This window comes from Bradyrhizobium diazoefficiens (genome assembly GCF_016612535.1).
In the GTDB taxonomy this organism is placed as follows: domain Bacteria; phylum Pseudomonadota; class Alphaproteobacteria; order Rhizobiales; family Xanthobacteraceae; genus Bradyrhizobium; species Bradyrhizobium diazoefficiens_C.
Window position 1 is genome coordinate 628,092 of record NZ_JAENXS010000002.1, and the last position, 21,047, is coordinate 649,138.

17 protein-coding genes and 1 tRNA gene are annotated in these 21,047 nt (G+C 64.6%); 8 read left to right on the forward strand and 10 right to left on the reverse strand.

Annotated features, from left to right (window positions below; all coding sequences use genetic code 11):
• Window positions 1-45 precede the first annotated feature (45 nt).
• A complete protein-coding gene (locus JJE66_RS19725; RefSeq protein WP_200516128.1) occupies window positions 46-5,250 on the reverse strand; it encodes an alpha-2-macroglobulin in 5,205 nt (1,734 codons plus the stop codon).
• 402 nt (window positions 5,251-5,652) lie between these two features.
• Here JJE66_RS19725 and JJE66_RS19730 point away from each other — a divergent pair.
• A tRNA-Arg gene (locus JJE66_RS19730) sits at window positions 5,653-5,729 on the forward strand.
• Between the two features lie 173 nt (window positions 5,730-5,902).
• Window positions 5,903-6,136, forward strand: coding sequence for a hypothetical protein (locus tag JJE66_RS19735; RefSeq protein ID WP_200516130.1), 234 nt, complete (start codon window positions 5,903-5,905; stop codon window positions 6,134-6,136).
• A 43-nt stretch (window positions 6,137-6,179) separates the two neighbouring features.
• Here the strand turns inward: JJE66_RS19735 and JJE66_RS19740 are convergent, their stop codons facing one another.
• The gene (locus JJE66_RS19740) at window positions 6,180-7,463 is read right to left on the reverse strand and encodes a hypothetical protein (protein ID WP_200516132.1); all 1,284 of its coding nucleotides are present in this window, start codon (window positions 7,461-7,463) and stop codon (window positions 6,180-6,182) included.
• A 135-nt stretch (window positions 7,464-7,598) separates the two neighbouring features.
• Between JJE66_RS19740 and JJE66_RS19745 the strand changes: the two genes are divergently transcribed.
• Window positions 7,599-7,826, forward strand: coding sequence for a DUF2171 domain-containing protein (locus JJE66_RS19745; protein ID WP_200516134.1), 228 nt, complete (start codon window positions 7,599-7,601; stop codon window positions 7,824-7,826).
• 921 nt (window positions 7,827-8,747) lie between these two features.
• A complete protein-coding gene (locus JJE66_RS19750; RefSeq protein ID WP_200518951.1) occupies window positions 8,748-8,930 on the forward strand; it encodes a hypothetical protein in 183 nt (60 codons plus the stop codon).
• A 302-nt stretch (window positions 8,931-9,232) separates the two neighbouring features.
• On the opposite strand, the gene JJE66_RS19755 is transcribed toward JJE66_RS19750, so the two are convergent.
• From JJE66_RS19755 to JJE66_RS19765, 3 genes are all read right to left on the reverse strand, one after another.
• The gene (locus JJE66_RS19755; protein WP_200516136.1) at window positions 9,233-10,009 is read right to left on the reverse strand and encodes a hypothetical protein; all 777 of its coding nucleotides are present in this window, start codon (window positions 10,007-10,009) and stop codon (window positions 9,233-9,235) included.
• A gap of 184 nt (window positions 10,010-10,193) precedes the next feature.
• Window positions 10,194-10,406: a hypothetical protein gene (locus JJE66_RS19760; RefSeq protein WP_200516138.1), complete on the reverse strand. Its 213-nt coding sequence runs from the start codon at window positions 10,404-10,406 to the stop codon at window positions 10,194-10,196.
• A gap of 90 nt (window positions 10,407-10,496) precedes the next feature.
• Window positions 10,497-10,733 (reverse strand): hypothetical protein, encoded by a 237-nt coding sequence (locus tag JJE66_RS19765; protein WP_200516140.1) that lies wholly within the window; start codon window positions 10,731-10,733, stop codon window positions 10,497-10,499.
• 268 nt (window positions 10,734-11,001) lie between these two features.
• Between JJE66_RS19765 and JJE66_RS19770 the strand changes: the two genes are divergently transcribed.
• A complete protein-coding gene (locus tag JJE66_RS19770; protein WP_200516142.1) occupies window positions 11,002-11,349 on the forward strand; it encodes a DUF6481 family protein in 348 nt (115 codons plus the stop codon).
• Window positions 11,350-11,516: 167 nt separating this feature from the next.
• Here JJE66_RS19770 and JJE66_RS19775 read toward each other — a convergent pair whose 3' ends face one another.
• Entirely contained in the window at window positions 11,517-11,753 is a 237-nt protein-coding gene (locus JJE66_RS19775) for a pentapeptide MXKDX repeat protein (protein WP_200516144.1), read from the reverse strand.
• Window positions 11,754-12,092: 339 nt separating this feature from the next.
• Here JJE66_RS19775 and dctP point away from each other — a divergent pair, with 339 nt between their 5' ends.
• The 3 genes from dctP to JJE66_RS19790 are packed head-to-tail and all read left to right on the forward strand — an operon-like array spanning window position 12,093 to window position 15,021.
• Window positions 12,093-13,115 carry a TRAP transporter substrate-binding protein DctP gene (dctP, locus tag JJE66_RS19780; protein ID WP_200516146.1) on the forward strand — a complete coding sequence of 341 codons (1,023 nt, stop codon included), beginning with the start codon at window positions 12,093-12,095 and terminating at the stop codon, window positions 13,113-13,115.
• Window positions 13,112-13,666 (forward strand): TRAP transporter small permease, encoded by a 555-nt coding sequence (locus JJE66_RS19785; RefSeq protein WP_200516148.1) that lies wholly within the window; start codon window positions 13,112-13,114, stop codon window positions 13,664-13,666. The genes dctP and JJE66_RS19785 overlap by 4 nt, the downstream gene beginning before the upstream one ends.
• Window positions 13,663-15,021, forward strand: a complete 1,359-nt coding sequence (locus JJE66_RS19790; protein WP_200516150.1) for a TRAP transporter large permease — start codon at window positions 13,663-13,665, stop codon at window positions 15,019-15,021. The genes JJE66_RS19785 and JJE66_RS19790 overlap by 4 nt, the downstream gene beginning before the upstream one ends.
• A 153-nt stretch (window positions 15,022-15,174) precedes the next feature.
• On the opposite strand, the gene JJE66_RS19795 is transcribed toward JJE66_RS19790, so the two are convergent.
• The 4 genes from JJE66_RS19795 to JJE66_RS19810 form a co-directional block, all read right to left on the reverse strand.
• The gene (locus tag JJE66_RS19795) at window positions 15,175-16,083 is read right to left on the reverse strand and encodes a hydroxymethylglutaryl-CoA lyase (RefSeq protein ID WP_200516152.1); all 909 of its coding nucleotides are present in this window, start codon (window positions 16,081-16,083) and stop codon (window positions 15,175-15,177) included.
• Between the two features lie 15 nt (window positions 16,084-16,098).
• Entirely contained in the window at window positions 16,099-18,102 is a 2,004-nt protein-coding gene (locus tag JJE66_RS19800; protein WP_200516154.1) for an acetyl/propionyl/methylcrotonyl-CoA carboxylase subunit alpha, read from the reverse strand.
• Window positions 18,103-18,106: 4 nt separating this feature from the next.
• Entirely contained in the window at window positions 18,107-19,711 is a 1,605-nt protein-coding gene (locus JJE66_RS19805) for a carboxyl transferase domain-containing protein (RefSeq protein ID WP_200516156.1), read from the reverse strand.
• Between the two features lie 72 nt (window positions 19,712-19,783).
• On the reverse strand, window positions 19,784-20,956 hold the full coding sequence (locus tag JJE66_RS19810; RefSeq protein ID WP_200516159.1) for an isovaleryl-CoA dehydrogenase: 1,173 nt from the start codon (window positions 20,954-20,956) through the stop codon (window positions 19,784-19,786).
• Window positions 20,957-21,047 lie beyond the last annotated feature (91 nt).

The following is a 21,047-nucleotide window of genomic DNA, read 5'->3' on the forward strand; positions in this document are numbered from 1 at the left end:
CGACGGAGATTGTGGCTCGTTCGGAGCGTCAGTCATCCCAAACACTCACTTCGCCGCCCGCACCTCGACATTGCCCGTGCCGGTGCGGCCATAACGCGAGGGATTGTACATGTCCTCGACATAGGCCTGCGGCAGCACGTATTTGCCGGGCGACACCACACGCACGACATAGGCCACTGTGAACACCGCCTTGGAATCCGAGGCACGGTCGACGGCCGCGGTGAAGCGGTCATCGCGGAACTCGGTATCCACCGGCTCCTGGCCGTCCTCGATCCAGTCCAGCGTGCCACTGTCGCCCGACGACACCAGTTTGGGATTGTCGATCTCCAGTCCCGCCGGCAGATAGTCGGACACCATGATGTGGCCGTATTCGGGCTTCGCCTCTGTAATCTTCAACACCACGGCGAAGCGATCGTTCTGCTTGACCTTGCTGATGTCGGCCGGCTTGCCGTCGAGCGTGAAGTAGTTGCGCTCGATCTTGAAGCCGTTCGACGCCGCCGGCTCCGGCGTCACCGGCGAACCCGACACCGAGATCACCGCCTGAACCGGCGCATCGCCGGTGTTGGTGATCTTCAGCGGCTTGCCGCTCAGCGTGTCCGCCTTGTAGCTGCGGTAGAGCGCGGTCTTGACCGGCTGGCCGTCGACATCGATCGACATATTCTCCTTCGCCAACGCCCGTGCCGCTAGCACCAGCCACGCATTCTCCTGCGTAGAGGTGTAGGGCGTGAGCCCGCGCGCGGTCTCGACCCGCAACACCGCTTGCGTCAGCGTCGCCTTCGGCGCGTTACCTTCGCTCGCGAGCGAGACGAGTGCTGCGGCATCGCGAAGCTGCGAGCCGTAGTCGGTGCGGCCGAACTCCAGCACCGGTTTTGGCGCAAGACTATCGAGCGCTGCGCCATAGACCCGTTCCGCGCGGTTACGGTCGCCGACCAGAGCCAGCGCCGCCGCGAGCTGAGATTTGGCGATCGGCGTCGCCAGGTTGTTCAGCTTGGTGTCGGCGAGATAGCGGAGATCGCCGATCGGCGCCGCGCCGTTACGTGCGAGCACGTAGAGGCCATAGGCAAGATCGCGGCCACCGTCCTTCTCCGGCTCGTTGCCGTTGACGACGGAGTTGCGGATGCGATCGAGTGCGGTCTTGAACAGGATATCCGGCACCACAAAGCCCTTTTCGCGGGCGCGGGTGAGGAAGTCGGTCACGTAGGCATCGAGCCAGGCATCGTCGCCGCCCGCCGACCACAGGCCGAACGAGCCGTTCGAGCCCTGGCGCGCCAAGAGCCGCTCGATGGCGTCGCGGATGCGCTGATCGACTTCGGTATCCATGGCGAGATGCGCCCCGGCCGCGAGGTCGTTGACATAGAGCAGCGGCATGGCACGGCTCGTGATCTGCTCCGAGCAGCCATAAGGATAGCGATCGAGCGCCTTGAGGATCGTCGCCGCATCGAGCGCGGTCGACAGGCTCGCCGAGACCGAGACGCTGCCGGTGCCCGGCACGAGGTCGGAGAACATGTCCGAGGTCAGCGTCAAGCTTTCGCCCTTCGCCAGCGTCCGGATCGAGCGCCGCGCCAGCACTTGCGTCGCCGCTTTCACGTCGAATGCATAGTGACGCGCCAGCGCAAGGCCATTCGGTCCCTTGATGTCGACGTCGAGCGTTGCCGGCCCCGCTGCGGTCGCATCGACCGCGAGCGCGAACGAATTGCGCTGCTTGGCGGCGAGGTTGACGGTGGTTGCGGGATTGCCGGTCATCTTCACCGGACCGCCCGTCTTGACGTTGATGACGTAGTCGCCGGCCTGGCCCTCGACATTGTCGATCTCGAGGTTGACCGTGCCGTGGTCGCCATTGAGCAGGAAGCGCGGCAGGGTCGTGGTCAGGACCACGGGATCGCGGATTACGACATCGGTGTTGGCGCGGCCGAGTTTCGTGGCGGTCCACGCCACCGCCATGACGCGCGCCGTACCGGCGAACTCCGGAATGTCGAAGCTCACCTCGGCAATGCCGTCGGCGCCCACCGTGACGATGCCGGAATAGAGCGCGAGCGGCTTCTGCGCGGGCGGCGAGCCCTGGAGCTCGGCAGCGCCTGCGTCGCCGCCGGACTTGATCTGGCCGCGCGTGCCCGACATGCCGTCGATGAGCTGCCCATAGAGGTCGCGGATCTCCGCGCTCAGGCGGCGCTGGCCGAGATAGTAATCGTCCGGCGCCGGCGGCTGGTAATTGGTGAGGTTGAGGATGCCGACATCGACCGCGGCAACGACAATTTTGGCGTCCTCGCCCGGATTGAGCCCGTCGAGCTTGACCGGGATCTTCAAGGTCGAGTTCGGCCGGATCAGCGCCGGCGGCGTCAGCTTGACCTGGAGCGTGCGGGCCTGCTTGTCGATGCCGAACCATTTCAGGCCGATCGCACGGCCGGGCATGCGCTGGGCGGCCGCATCGAGCGGACGGCGCAGCGTCGCCACCACATAGGCGCCGGTGCCCCAGTCCCTGCCGACCGGGAGCTTTACCTGCGCGGTGCCTTCTTTGACGTCGATGGTCTGCGTCGTCAGCAGGCGGTCGCCGAGCACGTTGACGGTGAGCTTGCCGGCGGTGCGGACATTGACCGAGACCGTCATGGTATCGCCGGAGGAATATTGCGGCTTGTCGATCGAGGTCTCCAGCAGGTCAGGCGTGTCGGCGCTGCCGTCGGAATACCAGCCGACGTCGAACTGCACCGAAGTCACCGGGCCGTCGGCGTCGTTCGATTTCACGTCGAGCCGGTAGCGGCCGGGCTGGGGCGCGAGCGAAATCCGCGAAGGCTTATCGGCGGCGATGGTGACGTCGCCGTCGGCGACGCGCGAAGTCGATTTGACCGGTTCGTACTCCCAGTAATTGTTCTGGCGATACCATTGATAGCGCGACTCCATCTTCAGGAGCTCGTAGCGCAGGCCATCGCGGGGAAGCGTCTTGCCCTCGGGCGAGACGAACACGATGTCGAACTCAGCCTTGTCGCCTTCCGCGAGGTTCTTGTCAGCGAATAGCGGCTTGATGCCGATCAGGGCGGTCGCGGGCGCGACCGGCAGCACCAGCTTGCGCTCGACGGCGCGCCCCCCCGTCTCGACCATGCGGACGAAGATCTGCGCCTCCTGCGGACGGGTCGAGGCCGGCTGCTTCTCCAGCGTCACCGGGAAAGTCGCAACACCATTGGCATCGGCCTCAGGCAGGTTCTCCAGCGGCGTACGCTCGTTCGAGGTGGTCTGCTCGTCATCGACGCCGAACTGGTAGCCGGCAAAGCCAGGCCGCTCGGATGCGGGCGCGACCAGCAAATCGCCCTCGAGCTGGAGACCCGAGGCCGGCGCGCCATAGAGGAAATGGCCGTCCGCCTTAAGCTCCACAGGAGTGTTAGCTTTGATCAGCTTGTCCTTGGCGGATAAGTCGAATTCGATCCGGTCGGGGACGTAGTCCTCGACCATGAAGGTGGTCTCGCCGACCGAGGAGCCCTTGGGATCGGTGAAGGCGCGCACCCGCCACGTCCCGGTCGGGACGGCGGAGTTGAGCGGCACGGCCAGCGTGCGACCGCCGGCGCCCTGGTCGGCGAGCTGAGCACGGCGGTATTCGACGCCGTCGGGGCGCTCGACCACCAGGGTCAGCGGGCCGCCGGTGACGGCATTGCCCTGCCCGTCGCGCAACAGCGAGGTGAGATAGACGGTCTCGCTGGAGCGATAGACGCCGCGCTCGGCATAGACGAAGGCGTCGGCACCAACAGGCATCGCCCGGCCCGCGACGCCGCGGTCGGACAGGTCGAAGGCGCCTGTTTTCAGGCTGAGGAAAGCGTAGTCGGCCTTTTCACCCGTGACCGTGAGCATCGCCGGCGACAAGCCGCCCTCGCCGCGCGCCAGCCCCGCCTCGAACAGCACATGGCCGGCATCATCGGTCTTGCGGGTCGCCAAAATCTCGTTGTTGCGGGCGACCAGCCGCACCTCGGCTTTGCCGACCGGATCGGTCGAGGCCAGCGAGTTGACGAAGACATGGATTCCGTCATTGCCGGAATAAGCGCTTACGCCGAGATCGGAGACGATGAACCATTGGGTCGCGAGCTGGTAGTCGTCGTCGTTACCCGGGCCCTTGGCGGCCGCCGTCATCACATAGATGCCGGGCTGGAGTTCGCCGAGCGCCTGGTCGACCGGGAATGCGGTGGTGACGTCCCGATTCAGCGTCATCGCGGTCGCAAGCTCGCCGGACCAGACTTTGACGCCGCGCTCGCTGCCCAAATCGGTGAGCTGGTATTTCGACAGCGTCTTCTGGAAGTCACTGTCGACCACCGTGTTGATCAAATTGCGGTCGCCGATCCGGAACACGTTGACGGTAACCGCGGGCGTGTTGACGCTGACCACGGGAATGCCGCGCTGACCGGTGCGCGGCAGCACGTAAGCGCGGCTGGTGAAACGCACGAACGGCTTGCGGTCGCGGACGTAGACGTTGAACTCGGCCGATTTCGGCAGGCCCTCCTTCACGGTCGAGGGCAGGCCGGCGCGCAGATTGATGTTGTAGCGCTCGCCGTGCGTCAGCCCGTCGACGCAGAGCTGCTTGCCCTCGGCCGACAATGCCGGCTTGTCCTGGCCGGCAAGCGCGAGGTATGGCGCGAAGTCGGTGCGCTTGGCGAGCTCTTCCGAGAACTGGAAGCACGCGCGCGGACTGGCCGAGTCCGAGTCCACGGTATAGTCAAGCAGCCGGAAACCGTGCTCGTCGCGCAGCTTCTCATACTGGCCTCGGACGTCGGCGACCTCGCGCATGTCAAGCGACAGCCGCAACGCATCCAGCGCCGGACGCCACAGCTTGCGTTCGGCGAGCGACTTGCCGAGCACGGCGAGCGCGTCGGCCTCCTCGCCCGGATTGGCGGCGCGCTGGTAGGCGATGTAGGCGGCGGTGGAGGCGCGCTCCAGCAGGAAGGTCTGCTCGCTCGAGCTCTTCGGCGTGATCTGGAAGATGACCTTGGCGAGCCGCAGCCAGTTGCCGGCGTCCTCCGGCGCGGTCGCGGCGATCTGGCCGAGAACCGAAAGCCCGGTGCGGAAATCATTGCGCCTGAAGGCGGCATCGGCGTCCGTGCGCAAGCTCGCTCCGGTCTTGGCGACCGGCCCCGCCTCGCCCTTGATCTGCGCCTCGAGCTTGATCGCGGAATCGGCGAGATCGTCGCGCCTGAAGGCCTTGTCCGCTCCTTGCGCGGCCGCAAGGCCGAACGCCAGCGTGGCGCAGAGTGTGACGGCGCGGATCAGACCGATCATGACGGACTCCCGGAAATCGCGGACGAACGCCGCGGTGGCAATAAAGTGCGCGGAAAGGTGACGGACTCAAGGCGATGGAACCAGGATAGCAAAAACGTCGCATGCGCCATGGCAAGCCAAGCCCAGAGGAGACCGATCAAGATATCGCCGCGCACGCCGTCCTGTGGCGCAGCAATACCTGAAACAATCGACCGGCGGCCGTGTCCCGGAAGCTGGCCAGCGCCCCCGGCGATGTGAACCATCGTCCAGTACGCTGCCGCTCAACCCGGCACCCTGACACTCCGCTGTTCCGCTTTGTCGCGGCATTGAGGAAAACGGTTCGGTTCAGGCTTGGCGAAAGACCAGATTTTTCATATTGGCATGCTATATGAACAGCCGCCCCAAACGGAGGCGGCCCAGGACGGTCCCGTAGCTCAACTGGATAGAGCATCAGATTTCTACTCTGAGGGTTGCAGGTTCGATTCCTGCCGGGATCGCCAAGCCTCAGGTCTTTATCGACGGATGCCAGCGTTCATCGTCAGCGCGCGACACGTCGCCCCATTGCAAACCGTCGTCTTTCACGAAGGCGTGGGTCGGCTTGCGCCGGGCTTTGAACCGGGCGGATGCGCCCTATCTATGCGGCGGGCAAGCTTGCGCCCCATAGGGACTGCCGATGCCGCTATCCGAGTGGACGAGAATGGGTATCGCCTGTGCGGTGGCGATCGTCGCGATGTCGTTTCTGGCGCTCGATGCAGTCGTGGACGTCAACTCCAGCGTGATCGCGAAGCGCATCGACGTAGCGCAGGCGTCCATTGTGGATGCCGCAACGAACCAGCATCAACTCGCTTCCGCCGTTCAGGCATGGGTGCATCGGGGCCATCAGAAGCAGCCGTCGACGATTGAATGATCTGGACCGGCGATATCGGCGGGCATCAAAAATCTGCCGAGAGTCACGAATTATGCCGACATTGATTCGACGTCCACCATTCGGCAATCGCCGCTGCAAGACCATTCCATAGCTCAGTCGGCAAATCCGGGACCGCGACCCGGACGCTGTAGCGGTCCGTGGTCGCGTCGTGAAACCACTCGGTCGCGGCAAAATCGAAACCGAAACTGCCGGCGTGGCGGATGGGATATCCCTTTCGGCTCAGATCGCGGCTCATGGCTTCTGCGGCTTGCCGCGCGCTGGCCTCATCGAGGGGACGGCTGGCCTGCAGGGTGACATAGAGGCCATGGGTGAAGTGTAGTTCTGCCGCGAGCGAAGCGAGTTCGCGCGCAAAAAGCCGGGCCGCATGGCGGCCGTTGCGCAGGATGGCGGCGACGCGCCGCTTCGTGAATGCCCAATAGGCTTCGCTGCCTCCAAAGGGCGGAAAGTGGGCGGGAAGCGCCGCGCCACCCAGGAGCCGCACCGCGTCGCGGGTCTCGGCGGCAAGACGCTCGACCATCGAGCTGCTTGCCTCGACGCCCTGCCCGCTCCATCCGACGAAAACCGCAGAGCCGAGCCTTCCATATTCCGCGCCGAGCGAATCCAGCTTGTTATGGCTTCGCACCATCACGACCGGAAGTTTGCATCGCTGCGCCCAGCGCAGGACACGCCGGATACGTCCCGATCGGCCGGCGAAGCATGTCGTGTCGAAGACGAGCAGGTCGAGCGCCGAACCGTCGTAGTTCAGGACCGCCTCGAAGGCGCGGGCAGCGACGCAAGAATCCAGCAGCAAAATTCGCGGCATGCCAGCCGGAGCAAACGCATCAGACAGCGGCACGCTCAGGGTCAGGAGGCGCAGGTTTGGGACAAAGCGTCCGATCAGTTCCAGCGTCTCACCGTAAGAGCCCGGCAGCACCAGAATGTCGCTCTTGGCGAGCACCGGTGCGGAAGCCAGCAGCAGGGTCGAGATCGCGGCCATGCCGGAGGCGGTATAGATTGTCTCGCTGACGCAACCCTGCGCGAGTTCATAGAATGAAGGTCCGCTGACATCGAGATCTGCGCGCTGATAGTCGTAACTGAATACGAATGGACCGCTTCTTGGAGAGGCCGATGCCGACCACGCCGTCTCCGTCGCCTTCCAGTCATGCAGGGCGTGCTCCGCACGCAGCATTGCGGTGAGCTGGAATTTCGCCTTGATGACCTCATCCACGGATCGCGGACGAGGCAGGCGAACCGGGTTCTTCAGGCAATCGTTCAGCAGCCCGATTTCCCCGTGCTTGCGCTCCAGATAGGCGTCAACGGTCTCCATGCGCGTCGCGGTGCAACGATCGGAAAGCTGTCATCGTCCTTCAACGTCTGGGACGTGCCGGAGGTCCAAATGTCTGCTGGCGCGCGTTGCAACGAAGCTGCGTCTGCATCGTTGATGCTCCACAAGGAGGACAGCATGTCCGAAATCAGGGAACACATGAAAATCATCGGCAAGGACGGCGTGCATGTCGGTACCGTCGACCGCGTCGAGGGACATCGCATCAAGCTGACCCGGAAGGACAGTCCGGAAGGTCATAAGGACCATCATCACTACATCGACAGGAAATATGTCGGCGCCGTCGAGGGCGACATCGTCAAGCTTTCGATGAATGCCGATGCCGTGCCAAAGACGGAAGCTGCCTGATGCAGGAGCCCCCTTCGAGGGCGATTTGTTTGTTCACGATCCGACTCCGCTTCGTTCCCCGAGAGCGAATCGAGATGCGAAAATCGGCATCCGGGTGATTCTTAATCTAACGTTTCGACGATTAATCAGATCAAGCGCCGAACGGCACCAGTGCAGGCGGCAACCGATAAGCAGCGGCAAGCCGCGTAGCTGCGGCGAGCGGCGGCACGGCAAAATGCGCATCGGCGTGGAACGACATCAGGACCCGCACGTTGGATGCAGCGAAACAGAGTGGTGCCGATCAACCAGCCCCGGTCGGCTTTGAAGGGCCCCGTGCTCATCCCCCGAGCACGGGGCTTTCTCATGACCGGTGACAAAGCCCGAACGGGCCGGCTTTTCTATCCGACGAAGATTCGCCTCTGCGCTCGTCGTCGCGACGATCGCGCGCGAGTTGATGCCAGGCCAGGGCCAGTTCGATGAGTCGCTGCCGGTCAGAGCCTTCGGACGCCGCAGCACGTTTCATCGCCGCCTCGGCTTCATGCTGAGGGTCGTACTTGGTACACATGAAGCCAACACTAGCGGGACGATCTGGACAAGTGCGTGGCAATTTCGTCCGTATGATTGCGGAGGACGAAAGGCGCACTGGTGCGCCCGCGCCAGCACGATGTTACCGACGCGAATTCCACCTGCGAGCAGGGCCGTGCGAGCTCGCATTTTTGCGGCGATTCGCGTCCAACGTGCCAAGACCGGCGCAACCACTCGATCACGCCAGAATTCGTATTGTCCTAATTATACGGCCCCCACGATCGTTCTGAGCGCCGCACGCATAAAGCGCTGAGGCCGGGGTGCATTCCGTCGGATATGTGAATTGCATCACAGCCGAATTCTGCCGCGTTCGCTAAACAGGGCCTCACGCGCCGCGAGAAACGCGACATAGGATGGATGGCTGTTCCCCTCATGACACAGAAGGCCGAAGCCGCAGCACGCGCCGACGTGGCGGCGTCATCGCACAAGACCGATACGCTCGGCCTCGCCTTTCTCGCCTCGATCATCCTGGTGATGGCGGTTTGGATCGGCGGCCTGGTTTGGGCCGCAATGGCGTTCCTGGAATGGCTCGTCTCCTAGCGCGCAACGTGATCGCACGCGCTAGAACAGATAGTGCGCCAGCTGCACCGCCTTGATACTTCCGCAAACGATCATGGCCCAAAGTGCCAAGCTGATCTGGATCGCATCCAGCATGTTCCGGTCCCCTGCGACTCACGTGTCTTTTTTCTTTGATCAAGGCGTGTTGCGGCGGGGAGCGCCAGCGAAAAGTTGAGGCAGTTGTTGTGCGTCGCCGCAACGATGTCGCGTCGCTACTCGCGCACCAACGCAAATGAAGCGGGCACTTGGCCCGCCTCATTCATGTTGGATTGCGCTTTGGTGATTCAGTAACAGGCGCGCGGATCGGCCTGCACGTACTGGCCACTCGGATAGCGGTAGTAGCAATTGCCTTGAGCAAAATAGTAGCCGGGGCGCGAGGCGGCCGTGGCGCCGGCAATGGCGCCAGTCGCACCGCCGATCACGGCGCCTGCGGCCGCACCCGAGGCGTTGCCCGAAATCAGGCCGCCGAGCACGCCGCCGACGATGGCACCGCCGAGCGCGCTCGCGCCGGGATCCGCGGGAGGCGGTGGAGGCGGCGGCGGTTCGTAGGCGACCGGCGGACCCGGCGGCGCGTAGGCCACCGGCACGTCGTCGATATAATCTTCGGAGATGTAGGCGGGCGGACCGTCCATCCGCTGCGGATAATAGTACCAGACGCCGCCGACATCCCACCACCAGCCGGGGCGGCCGTTATGGATCTCATGACGCCAGCGTCCGCCGTCCCAGGCAAGATTGCCGCGATAGGCGTGTCCGCCCCAGTCGCGCGCCGGTGCGGGGCCGCGCGCCATATAGCGACCGGGCGGCGGACCGCCGGCATTGTGTGGGCCGGGACCGGGACCGCCGGCATCAGCCTGGCCGCCGGGCTGAGGCCCAGGCCGGACCGCCTGCTGCGTCGGCGGGCCCTTATGCATGTTCTGTGGCGGCGCGCCGGTGCCCGCCCCCACCTGCGGATGGCCCTCGTGCCTTGGCGGTCCTGCGTCCTGTGCCTGCGCCGAGACGGCGAGCAACGATATGGCCGAAACCATGGGAATGATGATCTTCATGCAGCTGGACGCAGTCATGCGAGCTTACCCCTCAACTTTCGCAATTGCCGTGATCCACGCGCGATAAACGATTCGGACCGCGCCTGGCTGATGCCGGCTGACATAACTTGACCCGGCAAGGTGAGCTGCCAAGTCGGCCATGTCCCGTTACAAATGATTAAGATCACGGCAATTTTTCGTCCAGATACATGTCGGGATGCGTCTAGCGAGCCGGATCGATCACATTGCAATTGCTGCGCCCCGACATCACGCAGTCCTGCATCTTGCTGGCGGCGGTGAGGTCGCGGGCGAGCCACAGGCCGACACCGAGGATCACGGCGGCAATGATCAGCCCCGCGATCGCGCCGCGGCGGCTGTCGCCGGATTGGGGCTTTGGCGGCCCGTCGCGCTTCTCGGTGCGGTCAGGCTTGGACATGGCTAGTTGGATGGGGTGCTTAACGCTCGGTAAGACCCTTTATCACCTCTGCGACGTCGCGTCACATCCCGCTCAGACCCTCGCCGCCGCTCAGCCCCTGGTCGGCTTCATCGCCTCTTTGCGAGAGGTCTCGACCGCCGGGATTGCCTGCTGCACGCGTGGCGCGCAGCTCGTCAGGATGAAGGCGGTCTGGGTGCACTCCCAGCCGGCCCCCAGAACGGCGCTCTCGATGGGTTGCGGGCGGCCGAGCAATAGCACTGCGCCCGCGACCGCGGCCGCTGCAAAGGTGATGGCCAGCGCCCTGAGGCTCAGCCGGAAAATAGACATGCCCGTGCTCCGTCTCGTATCGGGGCGGACGCTAGGCGCCGCCGCTGGGTGCCCTTATGAGGGACATCACAATTCGGCAGTCTTTCCGGGCTACGAAGGATCGGCTGGTTCAGCGATTTTCGTTGACCTGATCGGCTGCGAATATGGGTGGCTTCGCGGCGCGCGGCGATGTACACGCTTCTGCGTCGCGTGGCGCCTGCTTGTGCCCAGCCGACGTACCAACAGGCAGTGATGTAGGACTGAAAGCGAGGATGACAAGGTTCGTTCGATGAGTGGATTCAGGGAACCAGGCTTCTCCGACCGGCAAAAGGCCGCGCAGGAAGCACGCAAAAATCTTTTGAACAAGTTCAAATCACAGCCCGGGCCGGACGATCCCGCGGTCGCGGCGAAGCGTGCCGAGCGCGAGGCCCTCGCGGCCAAGCGCGCCGAGGCAAAGGCGACCCGTGAGGCCGAAAAGGCGGAGCAGAAGCGCATCTCGGAAGAAGCTGCCGCTGCGGAAGCCGAGCGGCTCGCCCGCGAAGCGGAAGAAGCGGTAGCCAAGCTGGCTGAGCAGGAGGCCGAGCAAAAGGCCAAGCGCGACGCTCGCTATGCCGCTCGCAAGGCCAAGCGGAAGTAACGTTCAACCGAAATTGAACTGAGGCACGCCTCAGTTCACTCGTCACTTCGGGGCGGCCCTCCCCGGCCGGCGCGAAAGTGCGTCCCGATGACAGGGTTACAGAGCGAACCCAGATCGCGAAACGCCGGGTTCGCCTCGTCGAGGCGCCCCGGCATGACGGTAGGCGATCAGTTCTTCTTCATGCCGTCATCTTTCTTCATGCCGTCCTTGGACATGTGGTCGTCTTTCTTCATGCCGTCCTTGGACATGGTGTCCTTCTTCATGCCGTCCTTGGACATCGTGTCCTTCTTCATGCCGTCGTCCTTGCCCATCTTGTCCTGGGCAAAGGCGGCCGGCGACAGCGCCAGGCCAAGCGAGAGGGCGGCAGCCGAGACGCCGAGCACGATGCGGGTGCGAATGGTCATGAGAAAAATTCCCTTCGAGATGGTGTTTGTCAGCGACGGGTGCCGCTACTCAATCTCGACGGATCGACGCGCACGCTTGTTACGCGACGTTGCGAACTTTTTTTCGGAAGTCGCCGGGCGCCCTGCCCGACCGTCCTGACGAACAGCGTTAACGACCGGAGCAGCTGAGGCTTACGTGTGCAGCGCAGCAAGGACAACCCTTGCCGCGGCGTTCCGTCTCGAACTATCAGATGAGAGAAGTTGGGGTCGACGACCGGCTAGGATGGGCCGCCGGTCTCATGACCCGCCCAGATCACGTCAAACAAGAACCGTCCAAGAAACCGCTCGAGGGGATCCACCATGTTCACGCGCCGCCACCTGATCGCGACCGCCGTCGCTGCACCCGCCATTCTCCGCTTCGGTATCGGCACCGCGCATGCCGCGACCACGCTGAAGATCTCGCACCAATTCCCCGGCGGCACCATCGACAAAGGCGATTTCCGCGACCGGCTCTGCCGCATGTTCGCAGCCGAAGTCAGTAAGCGCAGCAATGGCGACATCGCTGCCGAGATCTATCCGAACTCCTCGCTGATCAAGACCAACGCGCAGTTCTCCGCGATGCGCAAGGGCGCGCTCGACATCTCGCTGTATCCGATGCCCTATGCCGGCGGAGAATTGCCCGAAACCAATATCGGCCTGATGCCGGGCCTCGTCACCACTTACGACCAGGGCACGCGCTGGAAGAAGGAGCCCGTCGGCAAGGCGCTGACGGACTTCCTCGCCGACAAGGGCATCATCCTGCTCTCCTGGGTCTGGCAGGCCGGTGGCGTCGCCAGCCGCTCCAAGGCGATCGTCGCGCCGGAAGATGCCAAAGGCATGAAGGTGCGCGGCGGCTCGCGCGAGATGGACATGGTGCTGCAGACCGCCGGCGCCTCGGTGCTGTCGGTGCCCTCGAACGAGATCTACGCGGCGATGCAGACCGGCGCGTGCGATGCCGGCATCACCTCCTCCACCAGCCTGATCTCGTTCCGCCTCGAAGAAGTCGCGAGGTCGCTGACCTCGGGCGCCGGCGCGTCCTACTGGTTCATGCTCGAGCCGCTGATGATGTCGAAGGCGATCTTCGACAAGTTGCCGAAGAACCAGCAGGACATCCTGGTCGCCGTCGGTGCGGAGCTCGAAGCCTTCGGCCGCAAGGGCGCGCAGGATGACGATGTCGAGGTTGCCAAGGTCTACGAGAAGGCCGGCGCAAAAGTCTCGGTGCTCGATGCCGCGACCGTCGGCAAGTGGCGCGACATCGCCCGCGATACCGCGTGGAAGGATTACGGCGCCAAGACCGCAACCGCCGCGAACCTGCTCAAGCTCGCCTCCGACGTCGCTGCATGAGCCACGGTCCGCTACGGGATCGTGACGACCGGACGAATGCCGCTGCAAGCACGGGCCTTGCGGCGGCGCTCGATCGTGGCCTCGCCATCCTCAACCGCATCATCGTCGCGTTCGCAGCGGTCGCGCTCGTGGCGGCCTGCGCGATCCTGAGCTACAGCGTGCTCAGCCGCGCCTTGTTCAAGGCCGCCAATTACTGGCAAGACGAGGCGGCCGTATTCCTGCTGGTCGGCGCCACCTTCATGACGGCGGCCTATGTGCAGCAGAACCGCGGCCATATCGGCATCGAGGCTTTCGTCGGTCTGCTCTCGCCGCTGGCGAACAGGATCAGGCTCTGGTTCGTCGACGTCGTGACGCTGCTGTTCTGCACCTTCTTCGCCTGGAAATCCTGGACACTGGCGCATGAGGCTTACGTCGACGGCCAGGTCTCGAACTCGATGTGGTCGCCGCCGCTCGCCATCCCCTATTCTCTGATGGCGCTCGGCATGAGCCTGCTCTGCCTCCAGATCCTCCTGCAGCTGGCGCTGCCTTTCGCAGGAGCCAGGCGTTCATGAGCGTGTTCGGTATCGGTATCGCCTACGGGCTTGCCACGCTGCTCGTGATGTTCTCGGGTATGCCGATTGCGTTCGCGCTCGGCGCGGTCGCGGTCGTGTTCATGGGCATCTACATGCCCGCGGCGTCGCTCGATACGGTGACGCAGAACGTCTATGAGGAGATGGCCTCGATCACGCTGCTGTCGATCCCGCTGTTCATCCTGAAGGGCGCGGCGATCGGCAAGTCGCGCGCCGGCCAGGACCTCTATTCGGCGCTGCACGCCTGGCTGCACCGTGTGCCCGGCGGCTTGGGGGTCGCCAACGTGTTCGCCTGCGCGCTGTTTGCGGCAATGGCGGGCTCCTCGCCCGCGACCTGCTCGGCGATCGGCTCGGCCGGCATCCCCGAGATGCGCAAGCGCGGCTATTCCGGCGGCTTTGCCGCAGGGATCATCGCCGCCGGCGGCACGCTCGGCATTTTGCTGCCGCCCTCGATCACCATGATCTTGTTTGCCGTCGCGGCCGAAAAATCGCTCGGACGCCTGTTCCTCGCCGGCATCGGGCCCGGCCTGCTGCTGGTCTCGCTGTTCGGCGGTTATGCCGTGATCCGCTTTCGTCAGGAATATGCGGCGGCCGAGGCCGCCTACAAGAACGGCGGCCCTGAAGCGGCGATCCTCGCCCGCGACGAATATACGCTCGCAGAGCGCTTCAGCGTGCTGCCGCGCGTGCTCCCCTTCGTGCTGCTGCTCACCGGCGTCATGGCCGCGCTCTATGGCGGCTATGCCACACCGTCGGAGACGGCCGGCCTCGGCGGTCTTCTCGCATTGGCGCTGATCGCGGCGATCTACGGCGTCTGGCGGCCGAGCGATCTCGGTCCGATCATGAAGTCGACGATCCGGGAATCGACCATGCTGATGATGATCATCGGCATGTCACTGCTCTATTCCTACGTGATGAGCTATCTTCACATCTCGCAATCGGCCGCCGAATCCGTCGTCGCGATGCATCTGCCGCGCTGGGGTCTGCTGTTCGCGATCCTCGTCATGGTCGTCGTGCTCGGCTTCTTCCTGCCGCCGGTTTCGATCATCCTGATGACCGCACCGATCATCCTGCCGCCCTTACGGGCCGCCAATTTCGACATCATCTGGTTCGGCGTGGTCATGACCATCGTGATGGAGATGGGGTTGATCCACCCGCCGGTCGGCCTCAACATCTTCGTCATCCGCAACGTCGCGCCAGACATTTCGCTGAGCGAAGTGATCTGGGGCACGCTGCCCTTCGTGCTGCTGATGATGGCCGCGGTGCTGCTGCTGTGTCTGGTGCCGGGGATCTCGACCGCGCTGCCGGATCTGGTGATGGGGCCGGACGGGAGCAGGTAGCCGCAAGCACAGCTGTCGTAGGGTGGGTTAGCCGAAGGCGTAACCCACCGCTTCTGTCCCCGCAGAAACCAAACGCTTCTGTCCCCGCAGAAACCAAAGAGGTGGGTTACGCCCAGCGGATCGCGCTTCGCGCATCCGCAAGGCTAACCCACCCTACGAAGTGCGCTTCCTCTTCGCGTTCAGCGCGGATGCCACGCGGCCCACCGGCGGCTTGCCGAGCAAGCGGCTCATCTCGTTCGTCGCCGCCACCAGCTTGTCCATGTCGATCCCGGTCCTGACGCCCATGCCCTCGAGCATGTAGACGACATCCTCGGTCGCGACGTTGCCCGTAGCGCCCGGCGCGTAGGGACAACCGCCGAGGCCGCCGGCGGCGGCATCGATGATGCGGACGCCCTCCTCCAGGCCGGCATAGAGATTGGCGAGCGCCTGACCGTAGGTGTCGTGGAAATGCATCGCGAGTTTTGCGGCAGGGATGTTGGCTGCCACCGCGCGCAGCATCTCCTTCGCTTTGGCCGGTGTGCCGACGCCGATGGTGTCGCCGAGCGAGATTTCGTAGCAGCCGAGGTCCCACAGCGTGTTGGCGAGATCGGCGACTGCGCTGGGCTTGATCTCGCCGTCGAAGGGACAGCCGAGCACGCAGGAGATATAGCCGCGCACCGGCACGCCGTCGGCCTTGGCGCGCGCGAGCACAGGCCTGAACCGCTCGATGGACTCCGCCACCGTGCAGTTGATGTTGGCACGCGAAAAGCCCTCGGAGGCCGCGGCAAACACGGACACCACTTTCGCGCCCGCCGCGCGTGCCGCGTCATAGCCCTTTTCGTTCGGCACCAGCACGTGGAATTCGGCGCCGGTCAAATGGCTCACGCCGCGCAGCACGGCGTCCGAACTCGCCATCTGCGGGATCGCCTTGGGCGAGACGAAGGCGCCGACCTCGACGGTGTGCAGCCCGGCCGCGACCAGCGCCTCGATAAAGGCGATGCGGGCCTCGACGCTGACGGGAATCTTCTCGTTCTGGAGGCCGTCGCGCGGCCCCATCTCGATGATCCGGACGGGATCGCTCATGTCACTCACCCCACGTCATTCTTGCGAAGCCTCGACCACGGCAAGTTCGACGCCTTCCTGGACGATGTCGCCGACCTTGCACTTGATGGACTTCAACACGCCGGCATAGGGCGCGCGCAGCGTCTGCTCCATCTTCATCACCTCCAGGGTGAGGATCGGCGCACCCTTGTCGAGCGTTGCGCCCTCCTCGGCGAGCACGGCGACGACCGTGCCCGGCAAGGGTGCCGCGATCTTGTCCGCGCCGGTCTGCTCCTCGGTCTCGCCACCGAACGGATCGACCCAGTGCAGGTCGAAGCGGCCGTTGCGCGTGCGCAAATACAGCTCATGGCCGTCGATCACGGCTGCGACAGAGGATTTGACGCCATCGAGCGTCAGATCGAAGCCGCCATCCTTCGGCGCGATCGTGAACGCCAACTCGCGCTCGCCGATCACCAGCGTCGAGGGCCCGCTGCCGTAGTTCAGCGTCACCTTCAGCTCGGGGCCGTGGCCGACGCGGAAGGAAAAACCGCGCCGGCGGCGGCCGACCGGCATCCAGCCAAAGGTCTGCCAGGGCGAATTCGCATCTGTCAGCGCGGCCTGCCGCTCGTCATTGACGATCGCGGCGACCGCCGCGCACAACTCGAGCTCCCCGGGTGCGGGCGCCCCCGCTGTCAAGGCCGCCAGCTCGCGCTCGATGAAGCCGGTGTCGATGGCATTCGCCCGCACCTTTGGATGCGTGATCAGCGCCGACAGGAACGGGATATTGGTGACGATGCCGCGAACGTCGGACTCTTCCAGCCCTCGGTTCAATCGATCAATCGCGACATCGCGCGTCGGGGCCCACGCGATCATTTTCGCGAGCATGGCGTCGTAGTATGGCGACACGCTGTCGCCCTCGCGATAGCCGGCGTCGACGCGCAAACCCCCGGTCTCCGCGGGCAAGCGCCAGGTCGAGATCCTGCCGACCGACGGCATGAAATTCTTGGTCGGGTTTTCGGCGTAGACGCGGGCCTCGACGGCGTGGCCGTTGAGCTTGATCTCGTTCTGCTTCAGCGGCAGTTCTTCGCCGAAGGCGACGCGCAACTGCCATTCGACCAGATCGATCCCGGTGATCAGCTCGGTCACGGGATGCTCGACCTGGAGACGCGTGTTCATCTCGATGAAGAACACATCCTTGCCGTCGGAGACGAACTCGATGGTGCCGGCACCGACATAGTTTACCGCGCCGGCCGCCTTTCGCGCGGCGGCACAGACTGTCTCGCGTTGCGCAGCGTTCAGCGTCGGCGACGGCGCTTCCTCGATCACCTTCTGGTGCCGGCGTTGCAGCGTACATTCACGCTCGAATAGCGACAGCAAATTGCCATGGCTGTCGCCGATCACCTGCACCTCGATATGCCGGGGATTGTCGACATATTTCTCGATCAGCATGCGGTCGTCGCCGAACGCGGCCTTGGCCTCGCGCTTGGCGCTGACAATTGCGGGCGCCAGTTCATCCGCCGAGCGGACGATCCGCATACCCCGGCCGCCGCCGCCGGCGGATGCCTTGACCAGCACGGGGAAACCGGCCTTCTCGGCCGCCTTCGAAAGCGTCGCCTCGTCCTGGGCCTCGCCGTGATAGCCGGGCACCAGCGGCACCCCCGCTTTCTCCATCAGCGCCTTCGAGCCGGATTTCGAGCCCATCGCATTCATCATCCCGGCGGTCGGGCCGACGAATACCAGGCCGGCGTCGTAACAAGCCTGCGCGAATTCGGCATTTTCCGACAGGAAGCCATAGCCTGGATGGACCGCCTCGGCGCCGCTCTTGCGCGCGGCCTCGATTAGCTTTTCGACGCTGAGATAGCTGTCACGGGCGCGCGCGAGCCCGAGCAGCACGGCTTCATCCGCGAGCGCGACATGCATCGCGTCGCGGTCCGCTTCGGAATAGACCGCGACCGTGCACAGGCCCATGGCGCGCGCGGTGCGGATGACGCGGCAGGCGATCTCGCCGCGGTTGGCAATTAGAAGTGTGCGAAAACGCCGGTAGAGCTTTGAACGGTCCATCGCATCACATCCTGAACAGGCCGAATTTCGTCGGCTCGATCGGCGCATTCGACGCCGCCGAGAGGCCAAGGCCGAGCACGAGCCTTGTGTCGGCCGGGTCGATCACGCCGTCGTCCCACAGACGCGCGGTCGCGTAGTAGGGATGGCCCTGGCTGTCATATTGCGCGCGAATAGGCTCGCGAAATTTGTCTTCCTCGTCCTTCGACCAGCTATCGCCCTTGGCCTCGATATTGTCGCGGCGGACTTGGCTCAGCACCATCGAGGCCTGCTCGCCGCCCATCACCGAGATGCGCGCGTTCGGCCACATCCAGAGGAAGCGCGGTGAGTAGGCGCGGCCGCACATGCCGTAATTGCCAGCGCCATAGGAGCCGCCGATCACGACGGTGAATTTCGGCACCGAGGCGGTCGCGACCGCCGTCACCAGCTTGGCGCCGTCGCGCGCGATGCCGCCGGCCTCGTACTTCTTGCCGACCATGAAGCCGGTGATGTTCTGCAAGAACACCAGCGGAATGCCGCGCTGGCAGCACAGCTCGATGAAATGCGCGCCCTTCAGCGAGCTCTCGCTGAAGAGGATGCCGTTGTTGGCGATGATGCCGACCGGAAAACCCCAGATATGGGCGAAGCCGCACACCAGCGTCGTGCCGTAGAGCTTCTTGAACTCGTCGAATTCGGAGCCATCCACGACCCGGGCGATGATGTCGCGCACGTCGAACGGCTTGCGGCCATCCACGGGCACCACACCATAGATCTCCTCCGCGGCAAACAGCGGATCGCGCGGCGGATGCATGTTGAGGTTCGGCCGCGCCGATGGCTTCAGCGTGCCGACGATACGGCGGGCGATGCCGATCGCATGCGCATCGTTCTGGGCATAATGATCGGTCACACCTGACTGGCGCGAATGCACGTCGGCCCCGCCGAGCTCTTCGGCGGTCACGACTTCGCCGGTCGCGGCCTTCACCAGCGGCGGGCCGCCAAGGAAGATGGTGCCCTGGTTGCGCACGATGATGCTCTCGTCCGACATCGCCGGCACATAGGCGCCCCCCGCCGTGCAGGAGCCCATCACGATCGCGATCTGCGGGATGCCCTGCGATGACATCTGCGCCTGGTTATAGAAGATGCGGCCGAAATGCCGCTCGTCCGGAAAGATTTCGTCCTGAAGCGGCAAGAAGGCGCCGCCGGAATCGACCATGTAGACGCAGGGAAGATTGTTCTGGCGCGCAACGTCCTGCGCGCGCAGATGCTTCTTCACGGTCATCGGATAGTACGTGCCGCCCTTGATGGTGGCGTCGTTGGCGACGATGACGCATTCGCGGCCCGAGATGCGCCCCACCCCGGTGACGACGCTGGCCGAATGTACGTCGCCGCCATAGAGGCCATGGGCCGCAAGCGGCGACAGCTCCAGGAACGACGTCCCGGGGTCGACCAGCAGATCGACACGCTGGCGCGCCAGCATCTTGCCGCGCGCGGTGTGTCGGTTGCGCGAGACCTCGCCGCCGCCGCCGGCGACTTGCCTGAGCTTTTCACGCAAATCCGCGACGAGGCCACGCATGGCCTCGGCGTTGCGGGCGAAATCGGAGGACGACGGATCGATACTGGAATGGAGCAGCATGTGGTCCCGCGTGTCTGGTGATTTGGTGAGAGGCCGTGAACAGGTGGCGGCAGTTGCAATGGTGGGGACGGCTTAAGCGGTTTCCGCCATCAGCTCGCGGCCGATCAGCATGCGCCGGACCTCCGACGTGCCGGCGCCGATCTCGTAGAGCTTGGCATCGCGCCAGAGCCGTCCGACCGGAAACTCGCTGGTATAGCCAACGCCGCCGAGCGCCTGGATCGCCTCGCCCGCCATCCACGTCGCCTTCTCGGCGGAATAGAGGATCGCAGCCGCCGCGTCCTTGCGCAAGCTGCGCGCATGGTTGGCGCGGTCGCAGGCTTTTCCCACCGCATAGACATAGGCCCGCGTGGCCTGCCAGGTCGAGTACATGTCGGCGAGCTTGCCCTGCATCAGCTGGAAGTCGCCGATCGGCTGTCCGAACTGTTTTCGTTCGTGCATGTAGGGCACCACCGAATCCATGCAGGCCGCCATGATGCCGAGCGGACCGCCGGAGAGCACGGCGCGCTCGTAGTCGAGGCCGGACATCAGCACCTTGACGCCCTCGCCGACGCCGCCGAGCACGTTCTCCGCCGGCACCTCGCAATCGTCGAAGAACAGCGGATAAGTGTTGGAGCCGCGCATCCCGAGCTTGTCGAGATGCTGGCCATGGGTGAAGCCGTTGAACCCCTTCTCGATCAGGAAGGCGGTCATGCCGCGCGGGCCGGCTTCCGGATCGGTCTTGGCGTAAACCACAAGCACATCGGCATCGCCACCGTTGGTGATCCACATTTTCGAGCCGTTGAGCACATAGTGGTCGCCGCGCTTGTCGGCGCGCAGCTTCATCGAGACCACGTCGGAGCCGGCGCCGGGCTCGGACATCGCGAGTGCGCCGACATATTCGCCGGAGATCAGTTTTGGCAGATAGCGCTCGCGTTGCGCGTCGGTGCCGTTGCGGCGGATCTGGTTGACGCAGAGGTTGGAATGGGCGCCGTAAGACAAGCCGATCGCGGCCGAGCCGCGCGAAATCTCCTCCATGGCGATGACATGGGCGAGATAGCCCATGTTGGAGCCGCCATATTGCTCCGGCGCGGTCATGCCGAGCAGGCCGAGATCGCCAAAGCGCGTCCAGAGGTCCGCCGGGAACAGATTGGCCTTCTCGACCTCAGCGGCGCGCGGCGCCACCTCCGCCTCGACAAAGGCGCGCACGGTATCGCGCAGCATGCTGATGTCCTCGCCCAGATCGAAATCGATGCTCGGGATGTTCAAGGCGATTCCTCCGTATTCTTGCAAATTTCTTGTCCCGCCCGAACCTACCCCCGCCCGGGCGCCGCTTCGGTCGAAAAGGTTGCATTTTCCG

Bases quoted from the DNA above. Each gene is read 5' to 3' on its own strand.
- JJE66_RS19770 (WP_200516142.1), top strand. From the start codon at position 11,002: ATGAGTGGATTCAGGGAACCAGGCTTCTCCGACCGGCAAAAGGCCGCG.
- JJE66_RS19800 (WP_200516154.1), bottom strand. From the start codon at position 18,102: ATGGACCGTTCAAAGCTCTACCGGCGTTTTCGCACACTTCTAATTGCC.
- dctP (WP_200516146.1), top strand. From the start codon at position 12,093: ATGTTCACGCGCCGCCACCTGATCGCGACCGCCGTCGCTGCACCCGCC.
- JJE66_RS19795 (WP_200516152.1), bottom strand. From the start codon at position 16,083: ATGAGCGATCCCGTCCGGATCATCGAGATGGGGCCGCGCGACGGCCTC.
- JJE66_RS19745 (WP_200516134.1), top strand. From the start codon at position 7,599: ATGTCCGAAATCAGGGAACACATGAAAATCATCGGCAAGGACGGCGTG.
- JJE66_RS19755 (WP_200516136.1), bottom strand. From the start codon at position 10,009: ATGACTGCGTCCAGCTGCATGAAGATCATCATTCCCATGGTTTCGGCC.
- JJE66_RS19735 (WP_200516130.1), top strand. From the start codon at position 5,903: ATGCCGCTATCCGAGTGGACGAGAATGGGTATCGCCTGTGCGGTGGCG.
- JJE66_RS19765 (WP_200516140.1), bottom strand. From the start codon at position 10,733: ATGTCTATTTTCCGGCTGAGCCTCAGGGCGCTGGCCATCACCTTTGCA.
- JJE66_RS19760 (WP_200516138.1), bottom strand. From the start codon at position 10,406: ATGTCCAAGCCTGACCGCACCGAGAAGCGCGACGGGCCGCCAAAGCCC.
- JJE66_RS19775 (WP_200516144.1), bottom strand. From the start codon at position 11,753: ATGACCATTCGCACCCGCATCGTGCTCGGCGTCTCGGCTGCCGCCCTC.
- JJE66_RS19785 (WP_200516148.1), top strand. From the start codon at position 13,112: ATGAGCCACGGTCCGCTACGGGATCGTGACGACCGGACGAATGCCGCT.
- JJE66_RS19740 (WP_200516132.1), bottom strand. From the start codon at position 7,463: ATGGAGACCGTTGACGCCTATCTGGAGCGCAAGCACGGGGAAATCGGG.
- JJE66_RS19790 (WP_200516150.1), top strand. From the start codon at position 13,663: ATGAGCGTGTTCGGTATCGGTATCGCCTACGGGCTTGCCACGCTGCTC.
- JJE66_RS19805 (WP_200516156.1), bottom strand. From the start codon at position 19,711: ATGCTGCTCCATTCCAGTATCGATCCGTCGTCCTCCGATTTCGCCCGC.
- JJE66_RS19750 (WP_200518951.1), top strand. From the start codon at position 8,748: ATGGCTGTTCCCCTCATGACACAGAAGGCCGAAGCCGCAGCACGCGCC.
- JJE66_RS19725 (WP_200516128.1), bottom strand. From the start codon at position 5,250: ATGATCGGTCTGATCCGCGCCGTCACACTCTGCGCCACGCTGGCGTTC.